General features: G+C 50.3%; 6 protein-coding genes. 4 read left to right on the top strand and 2 right to left on the bottom strand.

Annotation, left to right across the window (positions count from 1 at the left end; all coding sequences use genetic code 11):
• Positions 1-438: hypothetical protein (locus HOM51_06325; GenBank protein MBT5034122.1), on the bottom strand; the 438-nt coding region annotated here is incomplete at its 3' end.
• A 202-nt stretch (positions 439-640) separates the two neighbouring features.
• On the opposite strand from HOM51_06325, the gene HOM51_06320 reads away from it, so the two are divergent.
• Positions 641-1,507 (top strand): hypothetical protein, encoded by an 867-nt coding sequence (locus HOM51_06320; protein MBT5034121.1) that lies wholly within the window; start codon positions 641-643, stop codon positions 1,505-1,507.
• A 6-nt stretch (positions 1,508-1,513) separates the two neighbouring features.
• Here HOM51_06320 and HOM51_06315 read toward each other — a convergent pair whose 3' ends face one another.
• Positions 1,514-2,128, bottom strand: coding sequence for a hypothetical protein (locus HOM51_06315; GenBank protein MBT5034120.1), 615 nt, complete (start codon positions 2,126-2,128; stop codon positions 1,514-1,516).
• A gap of 352 nt (positions 2,129-2,480) precedes the next feature.
• Between HOM51_06315 and HOM51_06310 the strand changes: the two genes are divergently transcribed.
• From HOM51_06310 to HOM51_06300, 3 genes are read left to right on the top strand one after another with little or no spacing between them, the layout of a single operon-like run.
• The gene (locus HOM51_06310) at positions 2,481-5,390 is read left to right on the top strand and encodes a hypothetical protein (protein ID MBT5034119.1); all 2,910 of its coding nucleotides are present in this window, start codon (positions 2,481-2,483) and stop codon (positions 5,388-5,390) included.
• Between the two features lie 54 nt (positions 5,391-5,444).
• Positions 5,445-6,101, top strand: coding sequence for a DUF47 family protein (locus HOM51_06305; GenBank protein ID MBT5034118.1), 657 nt, complete (start codon positions 5,445-5,447; stop codon positions 6,099-6,101).
• Positions 6,102-7,154 carry an inorganic phosphate transporter gene (locus tag HOM51_06300; protein MBT5034117.1) on the top strand — a complete coding sequence of 351 codons (1,053 nt, stop codon included), beginning with the start codon at positions 6,102-6,104 and terminating at the stop codon, positions 7,152-7,154.
• The last annotated feature ends 72 nt before the right edge of the window (positions 7,155-7,226 follow it).

The following is a 7,226-nucleotide window of genomic DNA, read 5'->3' as shown; positions in this document are numbered from 1 at the left end:
TGCCGTCATCAGGATGTGAGATAAGGAGTATAGCAATTGCTGATTTAGATTGAAGGTCACGGCTTTGCCGTCCTGGGCCTTAAACGTATACGACGTGACATCCCCCTTCGGCGTATAGGTGATCGAATTTGGTAGCATCGGTGTTTCGCCCAGCGGATATATTAGGTCTAGGCCTTTATATTCGGTTTTGAAGTCCGCCGTTTCGAGGGCTTCTTTTTCCTGAAATTCCATTACCGCTTTTTTAGTTGTGGGTTCCGCATGCTGAGCAACCTCCGGCTTGCCTTGAATGGATTTTTGAATGGTTTGCCAGAACAACTGAACGAACCGGCGGGTCAGCCACAAACGATACGCCGTCTGGCCGCTGGTGCTGAGTTCCAGAATGAGCCGGTCCTCTTCAGGCGAGTACCTGCAATTGATTTGTTGCAACTGGTCGGACAACCGCCCCTCCTCGGCAAAACCTACTTAGGTGCCGATAGTACCAATCTCCATAACTGTAACAAACCAATTTTCCCTGATTCAACAATCGAGCCCCACACTTAATTGCATACAAAACATTCAGTTATTTTAGCAACTTGGGTTCGTAGAGCTGTTACAATGCGTTGAATTCTACATTGGATTAAATTTTTTGGAAATTTGCCCTATGCAGGATACAAGAATTTTAGTCGGCGTTTTCGTGATGTTAGTGTTGGGTCTGACTTGGTCGGGACCCGCCCTTACTCATTCGCCTGAAACATCTGACAAAGAATCGATGCGTTCTATGAAAGAATGCCTCGCACTTCCTCATTCCTATAAAAAAATGGTCTGTCTGGAACCTCACTTCCGCGCGCTAACCCGCACCCAAACTGCCGAAATTGCTTTGCTAAAGGCAAAAAAGTTTCAACGAACAGACAATATTGATGACTGTCACCTGATCGCACATTTCATCGGCGAGGAAGTTTTGAACAAACATTCTGCTGATCTCGGTAAGGCGCTGGCGGAGTGTTCGATGGACTGTAACCAAGGCTGCGTTCACGGTGCCGTTCAAACCTATATTTCGGAAAAGAGCGATACAGACAATATTACCGCCGATTTAATCAGCGTTTGCGACACGGTATCATATGACAATCGGTTGCGTAGACAGTGTATCCACGGTGTGGGACATGGACTTCTGACAGGCGGCCTTATGCCGATTGCCGAAGCGATAGAGAGTTGCCACCGTTTTAAGGGCGGAGAAATTTCAATCTGCCTGGGCGGAATGTTCATGGAGAACATGCAATCGCACCTTTTGGTCCCAGAGGCCGAACTTCGCGCTGAGTTACCGAAGATCTGCAATGAGGTCGCCCAGATGGGAAATGAACGCTATCTTCGCTGGTGCGCGGACCATATTGGTGGAGGCTTGATGTTCTATACAGGTCACGACCTTGAAAAGAGCTACCGCCTTTGCCGACTATTGCCAGCGGATCAACGCCCGATGTGCGTGGTCGGCATATTTGGAGAATCAAAAGACGTGTTAGAGAACCTACGCTAGAGTACTCTAAGAACGTCTTTTACATCTTCCGAAGCGTGCGTTGAGCCAAGAATGTTCGGCGTTTCCCTTAAATTCCGTCAAAATTGATTCGCCGCTATCCTCAGGAATAAAGAGTACGAATTTCCAGAACTTATTTTCAAAAATGATTGTATGTTCAGGTTTCTCTAGGGGAGACTTAGCGGCGGCGACTGACTTAGTGGCGGCGGTGATCTTAAAAATATATTTGTTTCGCAGTTCCAAATTGGCGTCGCGGTCGGCAATTTCCTCGGGAAAATTCGGTTTTGCCATATAAAAGGCTTTGACGCGCTTTTTTTCATGATCTGAAAGCCGGTAAACGTTGGTCCAAGAAACTGTGTGGGTGCCAAGGTCAACAATGGCCCCTTCCAAATTTTCAAGGCCGCGCACCCTATCGACCTTGCAGTGATTGCGACGACCAGGCGTATCCGTTACCGAATTGAAAACAATGTCCGGATGCATCGTGCAGGAGGCTTCGTTGGCTTTTCCGTCAGGTGCATTCTCTTGAAGAAATTGGCAGTCAAACACCTGAGCACGCGCGAAATCGGCCGTCAGTATAACGTTGGCAAATATTATGAATGCGCCCGCCAATCTTCCGAATTGCACGAACACAACCCTGCCGAATCCCCGAAGAAATTCCACGGACCATTTCTTTGTAAAAAATTCGTGCCATTCAAGGGGATTAAAAGACCCTATCACGGATGAGTTAACACTAATGGCTTGCGTTTAGCAGCCAGGGTTATCCGTCGGACACCTATTGGAGTGGTCTTTTGCCAACACGTCGGACGACGAAACAAATGAAGCCGCCGCAAAGGCAAAAAGGAGCGCCGCCATAATGATCCGTATCTTCGTCATAATTATCCCCTCTAATTTAAACTGTGGTATGACTCAAACATCCGTCGCGAGAGGGTACATGAGTACACTACGCTAGGTCAATTTAAATGGGACACAACGCAGGATGCATGAAAATATTCTAAAAACATTAGGAACCGCCATCATTGCATTCGGGATTGGCACTGCTCAGGCTTTGGCGGCGAATGAGCCCTTAGCGCTCGATCCAATTTTACGTATCGAAGCGGGCATGCATACGGCCCCAATCCTTCGCGTCGTCGTCGATAAGGACGAACGTATCATGGCAACTGTATCGCTGGATAAGACCGTTCGTATTTGGTCAGTCAATGACGGCACCCTGTTGCGCACGATTAGGGTCCCTGTTGGTGGCAGCTATGAAGGAGCGCTCTATTCACTGGATATCTCACCCGATGGCACGCGCATCGTCACCGGCGGCTGGACCGGAAATTGGAACGGTGGCTGGAGCATTTATGAGTTCGATGTCGCTACTGGCGAGATGACTCGTCACGTGACCAAGGTTCCCAACCGGGTTAATCATATGGCCTATTCACCGGACGGGAAGTACCTCGCCGTATCGATGAAACATCCGGTGGGGGATACAAAAGATGGCGAGGGGCTCCGTATCTATAATACCCACGATTTCAGCGTAAAAATGGATGATACTGATTTTGACAGCGACAGCGTCTGGGCTGAATTCGCGCCAGATGGGCGCCTATTGGTCACCGGGCTCGACGGTTACTTACGGCTCTACGACAAGACATTTAAGAATAAAATTAAGAAAAAGGCCCCCGGTGGAGAATGGATCGTCGCCGCCAGTTTCTCGCCTGATGGAAAATATATTGCCATGGGCTATGGAGATTCTGCCCGGGTCGATATTGTTTCCGCCAAGACTTTAAAATACCTAAAAAAGGCCAACACTCGAGACATTAAAGAAGGCCATGTTTCCCGCGTCGCATGGTCGCCGGACGGGAAGTACCTTTACGCCGGCGGTCGTTACGATAAGGGAGGCTGGAATCCAATCCGTCGTTGGTCGACGAAGTCGATGCGCCGCTATGTGGAATATTCAGCCGTCAAGAACGCCGTCATGCAAATTCTGCCTTTGAAAGACGGACGGGTTATCTTCATCGGCCGCGACCCGGTCTTCGGCGTTATCAATCAAGCGAACCGTAAAGTCTACACCAAGGGGGCCGCATCCGCCGATTATCGCGACAATCATGAGGGCTTTTTAATTTCCAAAGATGCGACGACCGTCGAATTTGCATACGATTCCTTTGGCAATCGTCCGGCCCGGTTTTCGTTATTACAACGCAAGTTAACAATCGATCCGCCGGATGAAGCCAAAGGACTCATCCCCTTTGTCATGGAAGCCGACGGTCTAGACATCGCGGACTGGTTGAGCACCTATAAACCGCTCTTAAATGGCACCCCGTTACAGATGATGGAGCACGATCATTCCAACGCCATGGCCATCGCACCGGATGGGCAGAACTTTTTCCTCGGCACGTCGTGGCATCTAATTCAATTCGACCGCGCCGGAAAAATCATCTGGCGGTTTCGCTCTAAGGCAGAAGTCTGGGCGATTAACCTGACGCCTGATAGCAAACTGGTCGTGACCGCACTTGGCGATGGAACCATCCGCTGGCACCGGCGCAGCGATGGTCAAGAACTGCTTGCCTTCTTCCCGCACCGGGACGGCAAACGCTGGATCGCGTGGACACCGTCTGGATATTACATGTCGTCACCCGGTGGCGATACATTGATCGGTTGGCATCTCAACCGTGGTACCAAGGGTGCGCCAGACTTCTTCCCAGCCAAGCGTTTGCGAGAAAATTTTTATCGCCCGGATGTGGTGATGAAAGTTCTGGCAACGCTTGATGAAGCGGAGGCAATTAAGAAGGCAGACGTAGAGCGCGGCAAAAATAAATCCAAGGCGCGGAGTGTTGCTCAACTGCTGCCGCCTGTGATTAATATCCTCAGTCCGCGCGGCGGTGCCACCTTCGATGAACCTGAAGTGAAAATTGATTACCTTCTCCGCTCGCCGTCAGGAGCCTCTGTTAAATCGATCAAGGTGCTGGTTGATGGTCGCCCTGCCCGCCTGTTCGACAAGGCTGAAATTAAGGTTGGTCCCGAAGGATACAAAGGCTCTTTTAGTCTACTTGCCCCTAGGCGGAATGCGAAAATTTCATTGATTGCTGAAAATGCCCATGCCGCCAGTTTGCCCTCTTCCATCAGGCTCAAGTGGATTGGCGTAAAGTCGGATCAACTGGAACACTTACCGACACTTTACGTCTTGGCCGTCGGAGTCAGCGCCTACCAAGACGCAAATCTTAAACTCGCCTTCGCAGCGCAAGACGCAAGAGACTTTACCCGGACAATCAACGCGCAGAAGGGGCTCGCGTACGGAAAAATCATCGTCAAAACTCTGACTGATAATGAGGCGACGCTTGAAACTGTTCGCCAAGGTCTTAAATGGATTCAGGCCAAGGTTGGTGAAGATGACGTCGCCATGGTCTTCATTGCGGGCCACGGGATCGACGATACATCTGGTGCCTATCACTTCCTGCCACACAACGCAGAAATCTCGAAACTCCAAGCGACAGCTCTGCCCTATACGGATATTCGCCGCGCATTGGCCTCCATAAAAGGGCTAACATATTTCTTTATCGACACCTGCCATTCAGGTGATGCCCTGGGCAGACCGGGTCGCGCATCGACCGACACGACTCGGATGATCAACGATCTTTCAAGTGCTGAAAACGGTGTGGTGATCTTTGCGTCTTCTACTGGGGAGCAAGTGTCTTACGAAAACCCAGCCTGGGCCAATGGCGCTTTTACCGAAGCCCTTGTCGACGGCTTCCGTGGTGAAGCCGCCTTAACAAACCGCGAATATATCACTGTTGGTATGCTGAATGTTTTCGTGTCCGAACGGGTGCAAGACCTGACCGGCGGCGAACAAACGCCGACATCTGCCATCCCTAATCTTATTCCTGATTTACATATTGCATTGCGTCGTTAGACGTCTTGGGTCTAGGCTAGGCCCATAATAAAAATTTGAAAGGGGGACCTAGCAATGGGCAAGGGCTCGCCATTGTTTCGTCGGACGCGGCTTATTGAAGCACGGATCGACGAATTTTTAGATCATATTTCCGAAGCAGGAATTATCTTTAGGCGCGCGGTAAAAGGTTATTTGCAGTCAGGGCCGGCGGAAGAGTTCGATGACGCCATGCTCCATATTGACGGCATCGAAAGCCGTGCCGATGAACTGCGCCGCACCATTGAGGCAGAGCTTTATGAGCGTACGCTTATTCCTGATCTCCGCGCCGATGTGCTTACGCTTTTGGAAGACATGGATAATCTGATCAACGTATGTGAAGCGAACTGTTATCGGTTTTCCATCGAAACGCCAGAAATACCAGAAGAATTTCACAATGATTTCAACAATCTAACTGAAACCGCCAGCGAATGCATAGACGCCGTTGTCATGGCGTCCCGCGCTTATTTCCGTAATATCGAAGCGGTTCGGGATCATACTCACAAGGTTATCTTACTTGAATCTGAAGCCGATAAGATCAGTACGAAGTTAAAACGTGCTGTATTTGCCTCCAACATTCCCAAGGTCGAAAAGCTCCACCTCCGGCATTTTGTTGATCGCATTGATGAACTTCCCAACGCTGCTGAAGACATCGCGGATCAGTTGGGTATCTTCACCGTCAAGCGGTCTATGTAGATGGAAATTGCGGTCCTTCTAGCACTCAGCAGCGGTTTGTTCCTGGGCTGGTCTTTGGGAGCAAACGATGCTGCCAATGTGTTCGGCACTGCCGTCGGCACCCGCATGGTGAAGTTTTCAACTGCCGCCATCGTTTGCAGCGTCTTTGTTATCCTTGGCGCCGTGTTCAGTGGCGCAGGCACCGCCGATACACTGGGTAAACTGGGTGCGATCAATGCCTTGGGCGGGGCCTTCGTTGCCGCCTTCGCTGCCGCAATTACCGTCTATTGGATGACCAAGGCCGGACTGCCAGTTTCCACCAGCCAAGCGATTGTAGGTGCGATCATTGGCTGGAATATGTTCAGTGGTTCGCCCACGGACAGCCAAACGCTCATAAAGATTCTCACCACCTGGGTCGCCTGTCCAATCCTTGCGGCATTGATTGCAGCACCTCTATTTAAAATGACACAGGCTTATTTGCGGTGGGCAAAGTTTCATATTCTGAGGCTAGATGCTTACACCCGTGCCGCCTTGATTTTTGCTGGTGGATTTGGCGCCTACAGTCTTGGCGCGAACAACATCGCCAACGTAATGGGTGTCTTCGTTGAGGTTTCGCCTTTTACCGATTTCGAAGTCACCCATTATTTGACCTTCACCTCGATCCAGCAGTTGTTCTTGTTGGGCGCGATTTCGATCGCCGTTGGCGTGTTTACATATTCCAAGAAAGTCATGTTGACCGTGGGAAGCGATATTTTGCCGCTCTCGCCGGTGGCGGCTTGGGTGGTCGTGATCTCCCATTCTATCGTGCTGTTCATGTTTGCATCGCAAGGATTAGAGGCTTTCCTTAAGGGAGCCGGATTACCGACCATTCCACTGGTGCCGGTTTCCAGTTCTCAAGCAGTCGTTGGTGCCGTCATCGGCATTGGCCTGCTCAAAGGTGGCAAAGAAATTCAATGGCAGATCATCGGCCGTATTAGTGCGGGATGGGTGGCGACCCCGCTCGCATCTGCGCTGGTGTGCTACGTCATGTTGTTTTTTGCGCAAAACGTATTCTTGCAAGACGTTTACCATTAAATAGTGCGGCGACCTTGAAACTAGGTTCGCCGAAGAAGATATTGGTTAAGGCACTTTTATCCAGGAGGAATC

The sequence above is a fragment of the Rhodospirillaceae bacterium genome (genome assembly GCA_018660465.1).
GTDB lineage: Bacteria > Pseudomonadota > Alphaproteobacteria > Rhodospirillales > JABJKH01 > JABJKH01.
Note: the sequence above shows the minus strand (reverse complement) of the source record. Positions and strands in the feature narration are given on the sequence as shown.

What these genes read in the sequence shown, in the direction of transcription:
- HOM51_06305 (MBT5034118.1), top strand. Translation starts at nt 5,445, where the DNA reads ATGGGCAAGGGCTCGCCATTGTTTCGTCGGACGCGGCTTATTGAAGCA.
- HOM51_06300 (MBT5034117.1), top strand. Translation starts at nt 6,102, where the DNA reads ATGGAAATTGCGGTCCTTCTAGCACTCAGCAGCGGTTTGTTCCTGGGC.
- HOM51_06320 (MBT5034121.1), top strand. Translation starts at nt 641, where the DNA reads ATGCAGGATACAAGAATTTTAGTCGGCGTTTTCGTGATGTTAGTGTTG.
- HOM51_06310 (MBT5034119.1), top strand. Translation starts at nt 2,481, where the DNA reads ATGCATGAAAATATTCTAAAAACATTAGGAACCGCCATCATTGCATTC.